General features: G+C 63.8%; 19 protein-coding genes. 13 read left to right on the top strand and 6 right to left on the bottom strand.

Annotated features, from left to right (window positions below; translation table 11 throughout):
* Positions 1-7: 7 nt before the first annotated feature.
* Genes AC5I5I_RS07475 through coxB form a run of 3 tightly spaced genes read right to left on the bottom strand, consistent with a single transcriptional unit; the run spans position 8 to position 3640 of the window.
* Positions 8-346: a hypothetical protein gene (locus AC5I5I_RS07475; RefSeq protein ID WP_495971496.1), complete on the bottom strand. Its 339-nt coding sequence runs from the start codon at positions 344-346 to the stop codon at positions 8-10.
* Positions 343-2871 carry a cytochrome c oxidase subunit I gene (ctaD, locus tag AC5I5I_RS07470; RefSeq protein ID WP_495971494.1) on the bottom strand — a complete coding sequence of 843 codons (2529 nt, stop codon included), beginning with the start codon at positions 2869-2871 and terminating at the stop codon, positions 343-345. Before ctaD ends, AC5I5I_RS07475 begins: the two co-directional genes overlap by 4 nt.
* Positions 2864-3640, bottom strand: a complete 777-nt coding sequence (gene coxB / locus AC5I5I_RS07465; protein WP_495971492.1) for a cytochrome c oxidase subunit II — start codon at positions 3638-3640, stop codon at positions 2864-2866. The genes ctaD and coxB overlap by 8 nt, the downstream gene beginning before the upstream one ends.
* Positions 3641-3655: 15 nt before the next feature.
* Here coxB and AC5I5I_RS07460 point away from each other — a divergent pair, with 15 nt between their 5' ends.
* The gene (locus tag AC5I5I_RS07460; protein WP_495971490.1) at positions 3656-4159 is read left to right on the top strand and encodes a DUF2231 domain-containing protein; all 504 of its coding nucleotides are present in this window, start codon (positions 3656-3658) and stop codon (positions 4157-4159) included.
* Here AC5I5I_RS07460 and AC5I5I_RS07455 read toward each other — a convergent pair.
* Complete coding sequence (locus AC5I5I_RS07455; protein WP_495971488.1) at positions 4123-4617, bottom strand: CopD family protein; 495 nt, start codon at positions 4615-4617, stop codon at positions 4123-4125. The genes AC5I5I_RS07460 and AC5I5I_RS07455 overlap by 37 nt on opposite strands.
* Entirely contained in the window at positions 4614-5381 is a 768-nt protein-coding gene (locus tag AC5I5I_RS07450) for a cytochrome c oxidase assembly protein (protein WP_495971486.1), read from the bottom strand. Before AC5I5I_RS07450 ends, AC5I5I_RS07455 begins: the two co-directional genes overlap by 4 nt.
* Before the next feature lie 213 nt (positions 5382-5594).
* Here AC5I5I_RS07450 and AC5I5I_RS07445 point away from each other — a divergent pair, with 213 nt between their 5' ends.
* The 4 genes from AC5I5I_RS07445 to AC5I5I_RS07430 all read left to right on the top strand — a co-directional run bounded on the left by AC5I5I_RS07445 (position 5595) and on the right by AC5I5I_RS07430 (position 9887).
* Positions 5595-6869 (top strand): aminotransferase class I/II-fold pyridoxal phosphate-dependent enzyme, encoded by a 1275-nt coding sequence (locus AC5I5I_RS07445; RefSeq protein WP_495971484.1) that lies wholly within the window; start codon positions 5595-5597, stop codon positions 6867-6869.
* Positions 6870-7012: 143 nt separating this feature from the next.
* Positions 7013-8059: a TRAP transporter substrate-binding protein gene (locus tag AC5I5I_RS07440; protein WP_495971482.1), complete on the top strand. Its 1047-nt coding sequence runs from the start codon at positions 7013-7015 to the stop codon at positions 8057-8059.
* 11 nt (positions 8060-8070) lie between these two features.
* A complete protein-coding gene (locus AC5I5I_RS07435) occupies positions 8071-8592 on the top strand; it encodes a TRAP transporter small permease (protein ID WP_495971480.1) in 522 nt (173 codons plus the stop codon).
* Complete coding sequence (locus AC5I5I_RS07430; protein ID WP_495971478.1) at positions 8589-9887, top strand: TRAP transporter large permease; 1299 nt, start codon at positions 8589-8591, stop codon at positions 9885-9887. The genes AC5I5I_RS07435 and AC5I5I_RS07430 overlap by 4 nt, the downstream gene beginning before the upstream one ends.
* 2 nt (positions 9888-9889) lie before the next feature.
* Here the strand turns inward: AC5I5I_RS07430 and AC5I5I_RS07425 are convergent, their stop codons facing one another.
* Complete coding sequence (locus tag AC5I5I_RS07425) at positions 9890-10912, bottom strand: LLM class flavin-dependent oxidoreductase (protein ID WP_495971476.1); 1023 nt, start codon at positions 10910-10912, stop codon at positions 9890-9892.
* A 386-nt stretch (positions 10913-11298) separates the two neighbouring features.
* Here AC5I5I_RS07425 and AC5I5I_RS07420 point away from each other — a divergent pair, with 386 nt between their 5' ends.
* The 8 genes from AC5I5I_RS07420 to AC5I5I_RS07385 all read left to right on the top strand — a co-directional run bounded on the left by AC5I5I_RS07420 (position 11299) and on the right by AC5I5I_RS07385 (position 19478).
* Positions 11299-12921 carry an ABC transporter substrate-binding protein gene (locus AC5I5I_RS07420; protein ID WP_495971474.1) on the top strand — a complete coding sequence of 541 codons (1623 nt, stop codon included), beginning with the start codon at positions 11299-11301 and terminating at the stop codon, positions 12919-12921.
* 131 nt (positions 12922-13052) lie between these two features.
* Positions 13053-14066: an ABC transporter permease gene (locus tag AC5I5I_RS07415; RefSeq protein ID WP_495971472.1), complete on the top strand. Its 1014-nt coding sequence runs from the start codon at positions 13053-13055 to the stop codon at positions 14064-14066.
* Positions 14067-14158: 92 nt separating this feature from the next.
* The gene (locus AC5I5I_RS07410; RefSeq protein ID WP_495972543.1) at positions 14159-15034 is read left to right on the top strand and encodes an ABC transporter permease; all 876 of its coding nucleotides are present in this window, start codon (positions 14159-14161) and stop codon (positions 15032-15034) included.
* Positions 15035-15045: 11 nt separating this feature from the next.
* Positions 15046-16758, top strand: coding sequence for a dipeptide ABC transporter ATP-binding protein (locus AC5I5I_RS07405; RefSeq protein WP_495971470.1), 1713 nt, complete (start codon positions 15046-15048; stop codon positions 16756-16758).
* 8 nt (positions 16759-16766) lie between these two features.
* Entirely contained in the window at positions 16767-16952 is a 186-nt protein-coding gene (locus tag AC5I5I_RS07400; RefSeq protein ID WP_495971468.1) for a DUF4089 domain-containing protein, read from the top strand.
* A gap of 2 nt (positions 16953-16954) precedes the next feature.
* On the top strand, positions 16955-18349 hold the full coding sequence (locus AC5I5I_RS07395) for an AtzE family amidohydrolase (RefSeq protein ID WP_495971466.1): 1395 nt from the start codon (positions 16955-16957) through the stop codon (positions 18347-18349).
* A 45-nt stretch (positions 18350-18394) separates the two neighbouring features.
* Positions 18395-18793 (top strand): oxalurate catabolism protein HpxZ, encoded by a 399-nt coding sequence (gene hpxZ, locus AC5I5I_RS07390; RefSeq protein ID WP_495971464.1) that lies wholly within the window; start codon positions 18395-18397, stop codon positions 18791-18793.
* 4 nt (positions 18794-18797) lie between these two features.
* The gene (locus AC5I5I_RS07385; RefSeq protein ID WP_495971462.1) at positions 18798-19478 is read left to right on the top strand and encodes a GntR family transcriptional regulator; all 681 of its coding nucleotides are present in this window, start codon (positions 18798-18800) and stop codon (positions 19476-19478) included.
* Position 19479 lies beyond the last annotated feature (1 nt).

The following is a 19479-nucleotide window of genomic DNA, read 5'->3' as shown; positions in this document are numbered from 1 at the left end:
GACCGCGCTAGCGGCATTCCGACGGCACCACAAGCGCGAGACCGATCCAGACCGTCGACGCGATGGCGGCCATTGTCAGATACATGGCGGCGCGGTGAATGAAGCGGTCGGTTTCGCCGCTGCGTGATGCACGCGCGCAATAAACAAACAGCCATGCCAGCGCCGCCATGTGGATCAGCCAGAGCCCGATCAGGACCGTGCGCAACAGGCTGATGGGTCCGACGTTGGCCTGATTCCAACCCAGCTCGCACCCGAGCGACGCTGCGGAATACAGCAGCACGAATGCCGACGCCCAGATTGCGAAGCCTGCGGCCAACAGGAATAGCGGCGGGACACGGCTCGTCATGGCGACATCGCCCAGGGAAGTGCAAGCAGCAACGCGATGGTCGCAATACCGGTCACCGCCGTGTAGCCATGCCAGGGCATGGCAATCCTGACATCGAGTGCACGGGCAGGGGAGACATATCCCGCGCGGCTGCGCCAGACCCCGTATAGCGCGAACACGATCCCGACCCCGGCATGCAGCGCCACATAGGCGAGCAGCGCGAGCGCCGTCGCGGCATAGGCATGCTGCGTAACGTTCGGTATCGACAGAATTGCGACCAGCAAGGCGCCGAACGCAATCGCTTGGCCGACAGCAGCCACCGCAAGATAAATCTCGCGTGCCGCGACGCTGGTGAGAACCGGTGGCTGGCTCGCCCGCCAGCCGGCAAACGCTGCCGCCACCAGTCCCGACACAATGCAAGCCGACGTCATCATTCCGAGCTTCGGCATGGTCGGCGGCGGCCAGTTGGGCGCAACCACCCAGAGAAACACGAGGCCGAAGGCAAGCGATGCGTAGGCCGCTGCGTCTGCCGCGAGCGCCAGGCTCATCGCCCAGGCTGATGGCGCCTCGCGCGACTCGGTCGAGAACATTGCCTGTTCGCCGCGTCCGGCCGGCACCGGTCCGCGGTCGGCAATATCGCCCGATGTGCGGGTCCAAAGGAGAAACGTGACAATTGCCGCGCCGACCCCGACGAGTGCCAGCAGATAGAACTTGAGCAGGACCGAGACGAAGAACACGCCGGTCGCAAGCGCGCTGATCAGCGGCAGAAAAGTCGAGTTCGGCAGCCGGACGATCTGCTCGAGCCGGCCCGACATCAGGTCGACGCCGAGCGTCTCGAGCCGGCCCTCGCGCACGAAGCCGAGATAGCCGGCGCCGCGGGCCAACTGCGTTGCCAGATCGGGCTGCGTCTTTAATGGCGAACGGTCCGTCACCGCGGGGAGCGAGGCAAAATTGTAGGTCGGCGGCGGCGTCGCTGTCGCCCATTCCAGCGAGCCGGCGCCCCACGGATTGCGCTTCGCGCGCTTGCCGGAGAGACGCTGAAGCACGATGTCGACAAAAAACAGGGCGAAGCCGATCGCCATCAGGAACGAGCCGATCGATGACACGAGATTGAGCCACTCCCACCCGGCATTGGCATCGTAGGTATAGATGCGCCGTGGCATCCCGATCAGGCCGGTCAGGTGCATCACCAGAAATGTCAGGTTGAAGCCGACGAAAATCAGCCAGAAGGCGGTGACGCCGAGGCTGAGTCGGGGGGCGCGGCCGGTGAAATGCGGCAGCCAGTAATGCGCCGCCGCCAGCATCGGGAAGATGAAGCCGCCGACCAGCACATAATGCAGATGCGCCACGACGAAATGGGTGTCGTGCACCTGCCAGTTGAACGGCACGACCGCGAGCATCACGCCGGTCAGCCCGCCCATGACGAAGACGGAGAAAAATCCGAGCAGATACAGCATCGGCAGCTTCAGTTGCGGGCGCCCGGCGAGCAGCGTTCCGATCCAGGCGAAGATCTGCACCGCGGTCGGAACCGCAACGGCGGTACTGGCCGACGAGAAGAAGGCCAGCGCGAGATGCGGAATGCCCACCGTGAACATGTGGTGGACCCATAGGCCGAAGCTCAGGAAGGCCAGCGCCACGATGCTGACGACGATCCACGTGTAGCCGATGATCTCGCGCCGCGCGAGAACCGGCAGGATGGTCGAGACCGCGCCCGCCGCGGGAAGAAAGATGATGTAGACCTCGGGATGGCCGAACAGCCAAAACAGGTGCTGCCACAGCAACGGATCGCCGCCGCGAGTGGGATCGAAGAACGGCAGGTCGAACGCGCGCTCCAGTTCGAGCAGCACCGAGCCGACGATCAGCGGCGGGAATCCCAGCAGCATCATAAATGCCGTGATCAGCAGGTACCACGCGAATAGCGGCATCTTCTCGAGCGACATGCCGGGCGCCCGCAGCTTGAAGATGGTGACGATGATCTCGATCGCCGCCGACAGCGCCGAAATCTCGACAAAGGTGATGCCGATCAGCCAGATGTCGGCATTGATCCCGGGCGTGTAGGTGCGCGACGACAGCGGCGTGTACATGAACCAGCCGCCGTCCGGCGCAAGGCCCAGCACCAGCCCCGCGATCAGGATCGAGCCGCCGAACACGTAGCACCAGAAGCCGTAGGCGCTGAGCCGCGGGAAGGCCATGTCGCGGGCTCCGAGCATCTTCGGCAGCAGATACATCGCCAGTCCCTCGAACAGTGGAATGGCGAACAGGAACATCATCACCGTGCCGTGCATGGTGAAGACCTGGTTGTAGGTGTCCGAGCCGAGGAATGCGCTGCGCGGCGTTGCGAGCTGCGCCCGGATCAGCATCGCCAGCACGCCGCCGATGCTGAAGAATACCAGCGCGGCAAGGATGAAGCGGCGGCCGATGATCGTGTGATTGACCGCGGACAGCCGTCCGATGCCTGGGGGCGTTCGCCACACCGCATCGAGCGCCTTGTGAAGCCGGATCGGGTCTTGCGCGGTGGCCAGCTCCGGCGCGAGGGGTTTACTCACGGCCGCGCTCCTGCATTTCGGTCAGAGCAGGCGCGGGCGGCAGCGCGGCAATGGCGGCCTGGTACTCCTCAAATGATGCATGCGCCTGCACCGTCATCTGCATTTCGAGATGCGCGACGCCGCAGAATTCCGCGCACAGCCCGCGATACATGCCGGGCGTGTCCGCCGACAATCGCAGCACCGTATTGTGGCCGGGGATGGCGTCGATCTTCCCGGCCAGCCGCGGCACCCAGAAGCTGTGGATCACGTCTGCGCTGGTAATGGTGAGACGCACCGGTTGCCCGGCCGGAATATGCAGAACGTTAGTCGAGCGGCGGGTCGCGCCGTCGAGATCGCGATAGGAGAATGACCATTCCCATTGACGCGCCACAACGCTCACCTCGGTCACGGCGCCATCCGCCGGCCGAAACAGCAATCGCTCACCGGTCCACAGCGCGTAGATCATCAGCGGGGTCAGCACGACGGCGGGGAGGACCAACCCTCCACCGACGAGCCACACAGCCTGCGGCGTGCGATGACCGATCCCCGGCCGCAGAAACGCAATGGCGAGCAGCACACAGACCAGCGCGAACAGGATGACCGCGCCGTACAGCATCACCCACCAGAGACTGGCGATCGATGCCGCGTGCGGACCGGCCGGATCGAGGGTGGACAGGTCGCCCCGACAGCCCGGAAGGCAGAGGGCCGCAAACCATGCGACATTGACGCGCGCGAACCGGAATGCGGCCTTGCGCGTTACCGACGACGGACAGGTGAGCAGCCCCCTCAACAATCGAACACGGTCATGGCGAATCCAGACGTCGAAGCAAATCCAGTCATCGAGGAAGTCACCAAAGACAGCACCAGTTCGCTTGTGGCCGTGGCCGGCCATCCCATCCACGCGATGCTGGTCACTTTTCCCATCGCGCTGGTGATCTCGACGCTCGGCTGCGACGTGTTCTACTGGTGGACCGGCGATCCGTTCTGGCCGCGCGCTGCCCTCTGGGCCAGCGGCTTCGCCTTCTGGCTCGGCGTTCTGGCCAGCATCGCCGGCACCGCAGAACTGCTGTTGGTCGCGGGAATTCGGGCGCGCGCCGCAAGCTGGACCCACGCCGTCATCGCGGTGACCATGCTGTCCATTGCCGGGCTGAACTGGGGCATGCGCATCGGCGATCCCGAGGCCGCGGTTCTGCCCGTCGGCCTCGGCCTGTCGTTTCTGGCCAGTGTGTTCGTTGCGCTCGCCGGCTGGCACGGCGGCAAGCTGGTGTTTGATCATGGGATCGGACTGATGGTTTCGAGCAAGGACTGAAGGCCGCCGGGTTGCCGTGCCCATTCGGGAGCGATGGTCGGTTCGATGACGGGCTTTGCGAGGACGAGGAACAGGATCGCGGTGATCGCCGAAAGCGTGGCGATGGTCGTCGTCACCTGACGCCAGCGCGCGTAGCCGCCGCCCGGATCGTAGAGCGACAGGATCACATGGCCCATGCGCAGATGCACGATCACCAGCGCTCCGACGGCCACGAGCTTCAATGCCATCCATACGGTGAAGACGTCGCGCAGGAAGATGAGCGCGATGCCCGCGATCACCGTGACGAAGGCCGCAGGCGACGTGATGTTGATGAACACCACCCGCGCGAAACGGTGCAGGTCGTGAAGTTCGTTACCGTGTAGATGGCGCCGGCGATAATAGATGGCGGGCAGAACCAGCAGCCCGGCACACCACACACTGAGCGCCGCGATATGGACGGCCTTGATCCAGGCGATCATGCGATAGTGTCGGCGTTGGCCGCGCGTGCGAGGCTGCGGCCGATCAGGATGAGGGCAACCGCCAGATAGGGCAGCGTCGCCGGCACCCACATGATCAACCCGGCGAGTTGCTGGTCGGCGAGCGGGCTTAGTCCAAACGGCTCGGTGGTCGCGAAATGCGGAACGTAGAGCGGGCTGCGCGCGAAGGTGATCATGGCGCCGAGCAGGCCCATCTGCATCACGGTGCCGAGTGTCAGCGAAAGCGCTGCGCCGGCCGGTCCAGCCGGCGAGAGGATCAGGCGCCACAGCGCAATCGCGGAGCCCAGCAGGCTGAGTTGCATGATCCAGAACACCGGGTCGCTTGACAGCGCCGACGCGTAGGGCGCCGGCAAATGCCAGACCCAGACGATGGCGACATGCAGCGCGAACACCACGCCGAGCACGCCGGCGGATTGTGCCGCCACTGAACGCCAGCGCTTCGGGAGCGACAGCACGGCCAGAGGCGCCGCCGCGGCGATCAGCAGCACGTGGTGCACCACCCGGACGGAAAACAGCGCCGAAGACAGCGCGCAAAGCGGTGACACGAAGAGTGTAAAGGCGATCAGCCAGAGGCTCGCATACCACCAGCCCCGGCTACGAAACTCGCCGGACCTCCACAGGACCATCGCATGGCCCAGCGCCAGCGCCGCCATCGCCGACAGCAGTATCGGATCCCAATTCCAGCGGGAGAGCCATTCCGACGGCAGCGGTGCAACGCCGCAATAGGGTTGCCATGCCGCGGTCATAAAACGCTCCGTTCTGAAAAAGTGCGGTGGCGGGCAGGTGGGCCAGGTCAGTCTCGACGCAGCCCCTCGCAATGCGGTCCATCGCAAACGCACGACCCGGCATTTTGTGTCATCGCCAGTGGCGGCAAATGGTCACGGCATCGATGTCGCGGGAACGGCCGGGGACGGTGCAGGTTCTTAACCCCCTCCGAGCCCGACGGACGCGCATGCCCAGTGGTCCGACTGACGGCGGAGGACGCTCATCTGCGCGATATTTGCCGGCTGCGAACACGGTATGGTATCCGCAAACCCGCCCGCCGCGGGCCGTTGCAGATCAAGGGCGAATTGGTGAATTCAGGAAGCAGGTCCGATGCGCGGGCGACAAAGCCGGTCATCGGTGGACGCGTCGGCGCACGCACCGAACTTGACGGGCGTTCGGTCATTCTCCTGACCGCCAACAATTATCTTGGCCTTGCCGGCGATGACGAAGTGATCGAACGCTCCTGCGCGGCGGCACGTCAATATGGCAGCGGCTCGACGCTCAACCCGCCGCTGGCGACGACGCCGCTGCACGAACAATTATGCGCGACACTCGCGGCGTTTCACGGCGCGGATTCCGCGCTGCTTTTTAATTCCTGCACCTCGGCCAACGTGGCTGTCGCCTGCACCCTGGTCGGTAAGGGCGACCGGATTTTCAGCGACCGGCTGAACCATGCCAGCATCATCGACGGCTGCCGGTTGAGCGCGTCCGAAACGCAGATCTACAACAATCGCGATCTCGATCATCTGGAACGGTTGCTGGCGCAGCCGCATGACGGTGCCCAGCTCGTCATCACCGACGGCATTTTCAGCATGGAGGGCGATGCGGCCGATCTGCCGGCGATGATCGCGATCTGCAGGCGCCATGGCGCGACGCTGGTGGTGGACGAAAGCCACGCCGCCGGCGTGACCGGTCCGGGCGGGCGCGGAACTGCGGCGGCGCAGGGCTGTGTCGGCGACATCGATCTCTATACCGGGACGCTATCCAAGGCGTTCGGCGGCTTTGCCGGTGGATATGTGGCGGGGCGCGCCGATCTCGTTCGCAGATTGCATGACGACGGACGCTTCTACATGTTCACGACCGCCATCACGCCGGCATCGGCAGCGGGTGCGCTCGCTGCCATCGAACGCGTGATGGGCGATAACGGTCTCGTCGGACGTCTTGCCGAGAATACGGCGCGGCTTCGCGCCGGGCTGAAGGCGTTGGGCCTGCGGATCCTCGGTCACGATCATCCGATTACCCCGATTCTTGTTGGCGACGAGGACAAGGCGCGGGAGTTCAGCCGGGTGTTGCTGCAGGAAGGCGTCTATATCGGCGCGATCTGTTTTCCGATTGTACCGCGCGGCGAAGCGAGGCTGCGGGCACAGCCGTCTGCGGCACATTCGGCCGCCGATATCGACGAGGCCGTCGCTGCGATCGGCAGAGCGGCGCGGACGGTCGGATTGATCGATAACGCCGCCGCGGGGTGAATTTTGCGGATCGGCCGCGGCCGTGCTCCGGTCGCGTCACTTTATCCTGCCCGCGCCCCTCAGAACCTACAAATTGAACTTGACGGACCGCGAGCTTGGTGGCCCGATCCGGTTCATAAGAAAGAAATCTGGGAGGATTTGTTATGTCTCGCTTTGCCAGGGCTGCCGTTTACGGCGGCGCCGCGCTCGCACTTGCAACCATGGTGGGCTGGTCACCAGCCGCTCAGGCCCAAACCACCACACTGACGATGTCGAGCTGGGTGCCGCCCTCGCACCTTTTGACCAAGGACGTGCTGAGCGTCTGGGCGCAGAATGTTGAGAAGGCCACCAATGGCCGCGTCAAATTCCAGATGCTGCCGAAGCATCCCTCGGCCGCTCCCGGGACCTTCGATGCGGTCCGGGACGGACTGGTTGATGTTTCGTATGTCACCGCGAGCTATACGCCGGCGCGTCACGTCCTGCCGCTGCTGCCGGAATTGCCGGGTGGCGGTGCGACGGCGGAGATCAATTCGGTCGCCTTCTCGCGTATCCACTGGAAATATTTTCAACCGGTGGGCGAGTACAAGGGCGTCAAGCTGCTCGGCGTCTTCACCCACGGGCCGGGCCAGATGTTCAACACCAAGCGCCCGATCGAGAAGGTCGAAGATCTTGCCGGCATGAAGATCCGTTCCGGCGGCGGCATCTCCGAACAGATGGCGCGTGCGCTCGGCGCGTCGGCCTTCGTCAAGCCGGCGCCGGAATCCTACGAACTCCTGAGCTCCGGCGTCGCCGACGGCACGTTCTTCCCGCTGGAATCCATCATCTCGTTCAAGCTCGGGCCGGTGGTCAAATACGCCACGCTGTTCCCCGGCGGCTTCTATGGTTCGGCCTTCGGCTTCTTCATGAACGAGGACAAGTGGAACAAGCTGAGCAAGGCCGATCAGGATGCCATCATGTCGGTGTCGGGCGAAGCGCTCGCGCGTCTCGCCGGCAAGGCCTGGGACGCCACCGATCGCGCCGCGCTTGAGGTGATGAAGCAGGCCAATATCCAGATCCAGGAGGCGTCGCCGGAACTGGTCAAGGGCGTCAACGAGCGCTCGAAGGCGATCATCGACAAGTGGAAAGCCGACGCCAAGGCCAAGGGCGTCGACGGCGACAAGGTCTTCGCCGAATTCCACGAAGAACTGAAGCGCGTCGCCGCCGGACAGTAACGGCAACCATTGTGACGTCGAAAAAAACCGATAGCGGCGCCTGGCTCGATCGTACGCTTGGCGCCGCTGCCGCTGTGCTGCTGTTCGGTTTGATGGCGGTCACGACGGTCGACGTGATCGGCCGCTATATCTTCAACTGGCCGCTGCGCGGTGGGTTCGAACTCACCGAACTTATGTTGCTGACGCTGATCTTCGCGGGCCTGCCATTGGTGTCGCGCGCGGACGAGCATGTGACGCTGGATTTCATCGACGGCCTGCTCGGACCGCGCGGACGTTCGTTTCTCCGCCGGATCGTGGATGTCGTGTGCGGACTGCTCATTCTGGGTCTGGCCTGGCGCGTTTATATCAAGGCCGGAAAGATTGCCGGCTACGGCGACACGACCGACGTGTTGCGAATCCTGGTCGGGCCCTTCGTGTATTTCATGGCGCTGATGGTGGCGGTCACCGGCATTGTTCATCTCATCAAGGCGATCTTGCCGCACGAGGTTGAAGAGCGAAAGCCATTCGACCCTGACAAGGTGAGCACGACATGACCGAAGCCCTGGTCGGCCTCGGCCTGATGATGGTGCTGGCGCTGTTGCGGATTCCAATCGCGCTTGCGATGGGGCTGATCGGCTTCCTCGGCGTCGCCTATATGCGCGACTGGAATTTCGCGCCGGCCATGGCGATGGTCGAGACCAAGGTCTACGAGACCGGGCGCAATTATACCCTGTCGGTGATCCCGCTATTCATCCTGATGGGCAATCTGGTGACGCGCGCCGGCATGTCGCAGGAATTGTTTCGCGCGGCCTATGCCTTCGTCGGCCATCTTCGCGGCGGACTTGCCATGGCGACGGTGGTGGCCTGCGCCGGCTTCGGCGCGATCTGCGGCTCGTCGATTGCAACGGCGGCGACCATGGCCAAGGTTGCCTATCCCTCGATGAAGAATCTGGGTTATTCGGATCGCCTGTCGACCGGCTCCATCGCCGCCGGCGGCACGCTTGGCATTCTGATTCCGCCATCGACGCTGATGGTGATCTACGGCGTCATGACCGAGACCAATATCGGCAAGATGTTTGCCGCGGGTATATTGCCCGGAATTCTTGCCACCATTCTGCTGTGTCTGGCGGTGCAATGGACCGTATTCCGCGACCCGGCCGCGGGTCCGCGGGGCGAAAAATCCAACTGGCGCGAACGGCTCCATGCCATCGAAGGCGTGTGGGCGGTTGCGCTGCTCTTCGTCCTGGTCATGGGCGGCATCTATGGCGGCGTATTCACGGCCACCGAAGGCGCCGGCGTCGGCGCATTCGGCGCCTTGTGCCTGGCCCTGTACCGGCGCGCTTTGACCTGGCGCAGTCTGCTCGATGCGCTGGTCGAATCCGGACGCACCACGGCGATGCTGTTCGTCATCCTGACCGGCGCGCTGATGTTCGCGGAATTCGTCAATTACACGACGATGCCGAACGACCTGAAGACGCTCGTCAGCACGCTCAACCTGTCGCCGATCATGGTCATCACCGCGATCTGCGTCATCTACGTTCTTCTCGGCACCGCGATGGAAGAGCTGTCGATGATCCTGTTGACGGTGCCGGTGTTCTTCCCGCTGGTCGTGCATCTCGGCTTCGACCCGATCTGGTTCGGCATTCTCGTCATCGTGGTGGTCGAGATCGGACTGATCAGTCCACCGGTCGGCATGAACCTGTTCGTGCTGAAGGCTTTGCTGCCGGAGGTTCCGACCTCGACACTGTTCCGCGGGGTGCTGCCATTCGTGGTCGCCGACGTGATCCGGCTCGGCATCCTGATCGCGTTTCCGGCGATCTCGCTGTGGTTGCCGAGTATGATGCGCTGACGTCAACGCCAGCCGAGCGCCGGCGCCACGTGCTTGAGGATCGCCTCGATCACATGCGCGTTGTAATCGACGCCGAGCTGGTTGGGCACGGTGAGCAGCAGCGTGTCGGCTTCGGCGATGGCCTCGTCCTCGGCGAGTTGCTTGACCAGCATGTCGGGCTCCGCCGCATAGCTGCGTCCGAAAATGGCGCGTGTATTCGCGTCGATGAAGCCGATCTGATCCTGGCCTTCGCCTTCGCGGCCGAAATAGGCGCGGTCGCGATCGTCCACCAGCGCGAAGATGCTACGGCTGACGGAGACTCGCGGCGCACGCGCGTGTCCGGCTTCCTTCCAGGCGTCGCGATAGGCGCGGATCTGTTCGGCCTGCTGGATATGGAACGGCTGCCCGGTCTCGTCATTCTTCAGCGTTGAACTCTGCAGATTCATCCCGAGCTTTGCGGCCCAAATTGCCGTGGCGTTCGACGCAGCGCCCCACCAGATGCGCTCGCGCAGGCCCTCTGAATGCGGCTCGAGCCGCAAGGGGCCGGGCGGGTTCGGAAACATCGGCCGCGGATTGGGCTGTGCGAAGCCCTGGCCGCGCAGGACGTCGAGGAACACCTCGGCGTGGCGACGGCCCATGTCGGCATCGGTCTGCCCTTCGGGAGGCTGATATCCGAAATAGCGCCAGCCATCGATAACCTGCTCCGGCGATCCTCGGCTGATCCCGAGTTGCAGCCGGCCGCCGGCGATCAGGTCGGCCGCGCCGGCATCCTCGGCCATGTAGAGCGGGTTCTCGTAGCGCATGTCGATGACGGCGGTGCCGATCTCGATGCGGCTGGTCCTGGCGCCGACGGCGGCCAGAAGCGGAAACGGCGACGCAAGCTGGCGGGCAAAGTGATGCACGCGGAAATAGGCGCCATCGGCGCCCAGTTCTTCGGCGGCGACGGCAAGCTCTATCGATTGCAGCAGGGCGTCGGAGGCGGAACGGGTCTGGGACTGGGACGAGGGGGTCCAATGCCCGAATGACAGGAAGCCGATGTTCTTCACGGGATACTCGGCGCAGGCGCGGGGAGGAGAGTTCGGCGACCCTGCGCGCGATCGACCGAAGGGCGCGACTTATCGCCGATCGGGGTTTGATCCGGCAAGCGTCCGACCGGGTCGCGAGCCGTGAGACGATTGCTCCCACTACGAAATGCGCCTTGCGATTGTGGCGCTGCACTACATGCATAAAAATTATGCGCAAATACCTCTATTGTATGCAATTGAAGTAGCAAAACGTCGTCTGTCCGATCCGCACACAACATCCGCAAAAGCTTAAATATCACTGCGGATCAGGGTCTTGTCAGAATTCGGCGGAGTCGGTGCGAAGCTGGCACAAGCTTTGCGGAGGTGGTTCCGAGGCCAAATCAAAAGGGCACCCCGGAGGCACCAATATGAATCGCCGTGAATTTCTGAAATCCACCACCGCTGTTGCCGCGACGTCCGCCATCGCCGCGCCTGCGATTTTCTCGACGTCCGCGGAAGCGCAGGCGCGCAAGGAGACCGCGCTTGTCGTCACCGAATATGGACCGAACAATTTCGACATCCACGGTGTCGGCACCAACCGGCCCGGCTATGAAGTGTCGTGGAATTGCTATGACCGCCTGATGTCGCATGGCGCGAAGACTTTGCCGGACGGCTCGTCGTCCTACGACCGCGACAAGTTTACGCCCGAACTGGCTGAGGAGTGGAACGTCACCGACACCTCGGCCACCTTCAAGCTGCGTAAGGACGCCAAATTCCACGACGGCACGCCGATCACCGCGAAGGATGTCAAATGGTCGTTCGATCGCGCAGTGACGGTCGGCGGCTTCCCGACCTTCCAGATGAAGGCCGGCTCGTTGGAAAAGCCGGAGCAGTTCGTTGCTGTCGACGATCACACTTTCCGCGTCGATTTTATCCGCAAGGACAATCTCACCATGCCCGATCTCGCGGTGGTGGTGCCTGCGGTCTATCACTCCGAGTTGCTGAAGAAGAACGCCACCGAAAAAGACCCATGGGCGATGGAATATACCAAGGGCAAGATTGCCGGCGGCGGCGCCTACAAGGTCGCGAGCTGGACGCCCGGCAGCGAAGTGGTGTTCGAGCGCAACGACGACTGGAAAAGCGGCCCGCTCCCCGCGATCCGCCGCATCGTATGGCGGCAGGTGCCGTCGGCCGGCAACCGCCGCGCTCTGGTTGAGCGGGGCGACGCGGATATCTCCTTCGATCTGCCGAACAAGGATTTCGTCGAGTTGCGGCAGGCCGGCAAGATCAATGTCGTGACCAATCCGATCGGCAACGGCATCGGCTACCTCGGCATGAACGTCAAAAAGGCGCCGTTCGACAATGTGAAGGTCCGGCAGGCCGTGGCTTATGCCGTGCCCTACCAGAAGATCATGGACGCGGTGATGTTCGGTCTGGCAACGCCGATGTATGGCGCAAAGCCAGATGCGCCGGTGCAGGTGGCCTGGCCGCAGCCGTCTCCCTACGATACCGACCTCGCCAAGGCAAAGCAGCTTCTGGCCGAAGCCGGTTACGCCAACGGCTTCGAGACCACGTTGTCCTTCGATCTGGGCTTCGGATCGGTCAATGAACCGGCCGCGATCCTGATCCAGGAAAGCCTCGGCCAGATCGGCATCAAGACAACGATCAACAAGATCCCCGGTGCGAACTGGCGCTCCGAAATGACCAAGAAGGAGATGCCGCTGATCATCAACTTCTTCTCGGGCTGGCTCGATTATCCCGAGTATTTCTTCTTCTGGTGCTATCACGGTCAGAACGCGCTGTTCAACACGATGAGCTATCAGAACAAGGAAATGGACGCCTTCATCGATGCTGCGCGGAAGGCGGCGGCCGAGGGCGACAAGGCGGCATACGACACCAACGTCAAAGGCTTCGTCGAAAAGTCCTTCACTGACATCCCGCGCATCCCGCTGTTCCAGCCTTCGCTCAGCGTGGCCATGCAGAAGAACGTCACCGGCTATCGCTACTGGTTCCACCGCCAGCTCGATTACCGCACGCTGGCAAAGGCGTAATCCGTCTGTCCTGCGGGCCTGCCTGTGCAGGCCCGCAACCGGACAGCGGACCCGCTTCTTACAACTTCAATGCGGTTTGGCGTTACGGCCTCGCGAAGAGGTCCGGCAGCGGTCACAGAGGGGCGAGCAGGATGCTGCGGCAGATTGGCAGCCGATTATCGATCGCGATCCCGAGCCTGATCGGCGTGATCATCGTCACCTTTCTCCTGACCCGCGTTTTGCCGGGCGATCCGGCCGCCTATTTTGCTGGGCCTGCCGCGACCCCCCAGGCAATCGAGGACATCCGCAAGTCGCTCGGGCTCGACCGGTCGTTACCCGAACAATTCTTGCGGTACATACAGGATCTCGCCACCGGCAATTTCGGCGTGTCGCTGACAACAGGGCAGTCGGTCGCCGCCGACATCACTGCGCGCCTCCCGGCGTCGGCGGAACTGACGCTGATCGGGCTGATCATTTCGATGCTCATTGCGGTCCCGCTCGGCATCGCGGCGGCGGTCAAGCAAGGCTCATGGATCGATCATGCCTGCCGAATGGTCGCCACCGCGGGCGTTTCGCTTCCGGTCTTCTTTACGGGCCTGATCCTGGTCTACGTGTTCTATTATCTACTGGGCTGGTCACCCGCGCCATTGGGGCGGCTGGGGATATTCTATTCGGCGCCGCCTAATGTCACCGGCTTCTACACGATCGACAGCCTGATCGCGCGGGATTTCGAAGTCTTCGTGGCATCGCTCTCGCAATTGATCCTGCCTGCGGCGACGCTCGCGATCTTTTCGCTGGCGCCGATCACGCGCATGACCCGCGCCTCGATGCTGGCGGTGCTGTCGTCAGATTTTGTTCGCACCGCGCGCGCAAACGGCCTGACGCCGCGAACGGTCATCGTCACATATGCCTTCCGCAATGCCATGCTGCCGGTCATCACCACGCTGGGCATGGTGTTCTCCTTCCTGCTCGGTGCCAATGTGCTGGTGGAAAAGGTGTTCGCCTGGCCGGGCATCGGCTCCTACGCCATCGAAGCCCTGATCGCATCCGACTTCGCGCCGGTGCAGGGCTTCGTGCTGGTGATGGCGATCATGTATGTCCTGCTCAACCTGATGATCGACCTGCTCTACGGCGTCATCGATCCGCGCGTGAGGCTTGAAGGATGAACCAGCGTCCCGATCTCGACTCCGCCCATATCGCCGCGACCGACGAACTGGTCGCAACGGCCAGTGTCGCTGCGGCTGCAGGCAGTGCGCCGATGGTTGCGGCGGCGCCGTTGCCGCCGAAGCAGACCTCGGTGTTCGCCCATGCGCGCTACGTGATCTCCGAAAATCCGGTCACCGGGCTGGCCTTCGGCCTGTTCGTGCTGATTTCGGCCTGCGCGATTTTCGGGCCGTGGATCGCGCCTTACGATCCGCTCGCCAGTAACACCATGTCGGCCTTGCAGGCGCCATCGGCGAAGCACTGGTTCGGTACCGATCAACTCGGCCGCGATATCCTGAGTCGGGTGATCGTCGCGGCGCGGCTCGACATGTTCATTGCCGTAGCATCGGTGGCGCTGGTGTTCGCGCTCGGCGGATTATCCGGCACCGCCGCCGGCTTCTTCGGCGGCTGGACCGACCGCGTCGTCGGCCGCATCGCCGACACCATCATGGCGTTTCCGCTGTTCGTGCTCGCCATGGGCATCGTCGCTGCGCTCGGCAACACTGTGACCAACATCGTGATCGCCACCGCGATCATCAATTTCCCGCTCTATGCCCGCGTCGCCCGGGCCGAAGCCAATGTGCGGCGCGAGGCCGGCTTCGTGCAGGCGGCCCGGCTCTCGGGCAACGGCGAATTCCGCATCCTGCTCACCCAGATCCTGCCCAATATCATGCCGATCATGGTGGTGCAGATGTCGCTCACGATGGGTTATGCCATCCTCAACGCGGCAGGCCTGTCGTTTATCGGACTTGGTGTGCGACCGCCGACCCCGGAATGGGGCATCATGGTCGCCGAGGGCGCGACCTTTATCGTGTCGGGCGAGTGGTGGATCGCCTTCTTCCCGGGCGCGGCATTGATGTTGGCGGTATTCTGCTTCAACCTCCTGGGCGACGGTCTGCGCGATATCGTCGATCCGCAGCGCCGCACCTGAGGAGCACGCCAATGACCGCAGCAACGCTCCTCGATGTTCGCGATCTCACCGTCGAATTCATCACCCGCCGCGGAGTCGTGCAGGCGGTCCAGCATGTCAACGTGTCGGTGGCCAAGGGCGAGACCGTCGGCATCGTCGGCGAATCCGGCTCCGGCAAGTCGGTCACGTCCTACGCGGTGATGCGCATTCTCGACCGGGCCGGCAAGATTGCCGACGGTTCGATCACCTTCTCCGGCATCGATGTGCGCGACGCGCCGGAAAGCGAAATGCGCGACCTGCGCGGCCGCGAAATGTCGATGATCTTTCAGAGCCCGCGCACGGCGCTCAACCCGATCCGCAAAGTCGGCGACCAGATCGGCGACGTGCTGCTGCAGCATGTGCAGGCGCAGCCTTCGGACGTGAAGGAAAAGGCGATCGAGGCGCTGAAGCGGGTCCGCATCGCGCGGCCCGAGGAGCGCTTCCACGCCTATCCGTTCGAATTGTCCGGCGGCATGTGCCAGCGCGTGGTGATTGCGCTGGCGCTGGCCTGCCAGCCACAGCTCCTGATCGCCGACGAGCCGACCACCGGCCTCGATGTGACCACCCAGAAAGCGGTGATGGATCTCGTGGTCGAACTGACCCGCGAGCGCGGCATGTCGACCATTTTGATCACCCACGATCTCGGCCTGGCCGCGGCCTATTGCGACAAGGTCGTGGTGATGGAAAAGGGCAAGGTTGTGGAGACCGCCTTGTCCGCCAACATCTTCAAAAATCCCCAGCATCCTTACACCCGCAAGCTGATGCGGGCGACGCCGCGGCTCGGTGTGTCATTGCGAGACCTGTTGCCCGAGGATCTGGCGGTCGAGCCGTTTCCCGCGCCGACGCCGGCGGCTGAGGCCGAACTCGCCGACAAGTCGCCGCTGCTGGTCGTCTCCAAGCTGGTCAAGGAATATCCGGTCCAGGGTGCGGGCGGCTCGCTGGCGAGCTTCTTTCGCAAGAAGGATCAATTGCCGCAGGCCGAAACCTTCAAGGCTGTCGACGGGATATCTTTCACGATCAGGCGCGGCGAGAGCGTCGGTCTGGTCGGCGAATCCGGTTGCGGCAAGTCGACCACCTCGATGATGGTGATGCGGCTGCTCGATCCGACATCCGGCATGGTCACGTTTGACGGGGAGGATATCGGCTCGATTCCAGCCAAGGAATTCGCCAAATCGCCGATGCGTCGGCGCATCCAGATGGTGTTCCAGGATCCGACCGAGTCGCTCAATCCACGGTTTACGGCGGCGCGCGCGATTGCCGACCCGATCCTGCGCATGAGCGACATCAAGGGCGCCGATGCGGTGCGCGCGCGTTGCGAGGAACTGGCGCGCAATGTCGGCCTGCCGGTCGAATTGCTCGATCGGTTCCCGCACCAATTGTCGGGCGGCCAGAAGGCGCGCGTCGGCATCGCGCGTGCGATTGCACTCAATCCCGAACTGGTGATTCTCGACGAACCGACCGCTGCGCTCGACGTGTCGGTTCAGGCGGTGGTGCTCAACCTGCTGGAGGATCTCAAGCACAAGCTCGGCATGAGCTATCTGTTCGTGTCGCACGATCTCAACGTCGTGCGGCTGCTCTGTGACCGCGTGATCGTGATGCAGACCGGTAAGATCGTGGAGGAGGGCAGCGCCGAACAGGTGATGGATTCGCCGAAATCGGATTATACCAAGGAATTGCTGGCCGCCATTCCGCACCCGCCGTTGTGAGCCTTTCGATGAGTGAAGACAATCTGACGGATACCTGGATCACATCGTCGGCCGCCTTGTTGAAGCTGCCGCTTGATCCCGCCTGGCTGCCGTCGATCCGCGCCAATGTGGAGGTGACGTTCCGGCTCGCGAAGCTGGTCGACGACGTCCCGCTTCCCGACGAGGCCGAACCCGCGCCGGTGTTCGAGGCCTGATCATGGCGGATATGGGTTTCGCGAAGGGCCATGAGATTGCCGCTGCGGTCGCGCGCGGTGAGGTGGCGGCGCGCAAAGTGGTCGACGACGCGCTTTCCGTCATCGAAAGTCGCGACCGGACGCTCAACGCCTTCACCGATGTGACCGCGGAGCGCGCCATCGCGCGCGCCGATGCGATCGATGCCGATCGCGCCGCGGGCAAGCCGGTCGGGCCGCTGGCGGGCGTACCATTCGCGGTCAAGAACCTGTTCGACGTTGCCGGCCTTCCGACCCGCGCCGGATCGAAGATCAATCGCGAATTGCCGCCGGCGCAACATGACTCGCCGCTGATCGAGAAGATGGAAGCAGCAGGCGCCATTCTCGTCGGCGCGCTCAACATGGGCGAATACGCCTATGACTTCACCGGCGAGAATGTGCATGACGGCGCCTCGCGCAATCCGCACGACACGACGCGCATGTCGGGCGGCTCGTCCGGCGGCTCTGGCTCAGCGGTGAGTGGCGGTCTTGTGCCGCTCGCGCTCGGTTCGGACACAAACGGTTCAATCCGGGTGCCGTCCTCGTTCTGTGGCATCTTCGGATTGAAGCCGACCTATGGCCGGCTGTCGCGCGCGCGCAGCTTTCCGTTCGTGGTCAGCCTCGATCATCTCGGTCCGTTCGCGCGCTGCACCCGCGATCTGGCGCTCTCGTACGATGCGATGCAGGGCTACGATCCGGCCGACGCCGGCAGCGCGAACAGGCCGGTCGAACCGTCGCTGCCACATCTGACGCGCGGCATCGACGGACTGCGGATTGCCGTCGCCGGCGGCTATTTCCACAAGGGCGCGTTCCCCGAAGCGTTGCAGGCGATCGAACGCGTCGCGAAAGCACTCGACGTTTCGCGCGAGATCGAATTGCCGGAAGCGCAGCGCGCGCGAGCGGCCGCCTATGTCATCACCACGACTGAAGGCGCAACGCTTCATCTCGATCGTTTGCGCCGGCGCGCGCATGACTTCGATCCGGCGACCCGCGATCGCCTGATCGCCGGCGCCATGATCCCGTCGTCGCTGGTGATGAAGGCGCAGAAATTCCGGCGCTGGTATCGCGAGCAGGTGCTGGCCCTGTTCGAGGATGTCGACGTGATCCTTGCTCCCGCGACGCCGTGCACCGCGCCCGCGATCGGGCAGGAGACGTTCGTGCTCGACGGTGTCGAGATGCCGGTTCGTCCGAATATCGGCATCTTCACTCAGCCAGTCTCGTTCATCGGGCTGCCGGTGGTGGCGGTGCCGGTTCCGCTCAAGCCGCTGCCGATGGGCGTTCAGGTCATTGCAGCGCCGTGGAAGGAGAACATCGCCTTGCGCGTGGCGCAATACCTGGAAGACATGGGTGCGGTTGTGGCACCACGGCCGCCGTTGAATTAGAAGAGACTAAGTTGGCGCCTGAGAAGGCGTCGGGAGGAACCTGGAATGACGCTTGAAGTGGACCTGCCGGATGTGGTCGCCGAGGTGACGGCGGCATTCGAGAAATACGAGGATGCGCTCGTCAACAACAAGGTAGAGGTCCTCGACGCGCTGTTCCGCGATGCGCCGCAAACCATCCGCTATGGGGCCACGGAAAATCTTTACGGCTCCGAAGAGATCCAGGCGTTCCGTGCCGGGCGCTCGCCGGTCGCGCTTGGCCGGACGCTGTCGCGAACCGTGATCACCACCTATGGCCGTGACTTTGCGGTGGCCTCGACGCTGTACCAGCGCCCTTCGGCGCCCGGGCGCATCGGCCGGCAGATGCAGACCTGGGTGCGGTTTCCGGAGGGCTGGCGCGTTGTCGCCGCGCATGTCAGCCTGATGGAGCAGCCGAAACAGGCTTGACGCGATGACTATCTACGCCCGCGAAATCCGTGTCTCCGATACCGGCCGCCGCACGCTGGCGGAAGAATTGCGGCTGCAGATCGCGGACGAGATTGTGCGCGGCGTGCTCGCGCCCGGCACCGCATTGGACGAGACCGATCTCGCGTCGCGCTTTGGCGTGTCGCGCACGCCGGTGCGCGAGGCGATCCGCCAGCTTGCCGCGAGCGGACTTGTCGATGCGCGCGCCCACCGGGCCGCGGTGGTGGCGAGGCCGAGCGAGGATCGCCTGGTCGGCATGTTCGAGGCGATGGGCGAGATCGAAGGGCTTTGCGCGGGACTTGCCGCCGAACGCATGACCGCGGCCGAGCGGCGTCATCTCGAGACCGTGCACGAGCAATTGCGGCTGCTGATCCAGGTCGGCGATCCGCAGCGCCATCACGAGATCAACGAAGCGTTTCACGGCGCGATCTATTCCGGCGCGCACAATGCCTATCTGGCCGAAGTCGCGATTGCGACACGGGCACGCGTGCAGCCGTTCCGGCGTGCGCAGTTCCGCAATCTCGGCCGCCTGCCGAAATCCTATGCCGAGCATGACAGGGTGGTGGTGGCGATCCTGCGCGGCCAGCGCGCGGCGGCAACCGACGCGATGCGCGCGCATATCCTCACGGTGCGTGAGGAATACGAGGCCTATGTGCAGTCGTTATAGT

It is taken from the genome of Pseudorhodoplanes sp., assembly GCF_059499825.1.
Note: the sequence above shows the minus strand (reverse complement) of the source record. Positions and strands in the feature narration are given on the sequence as shown.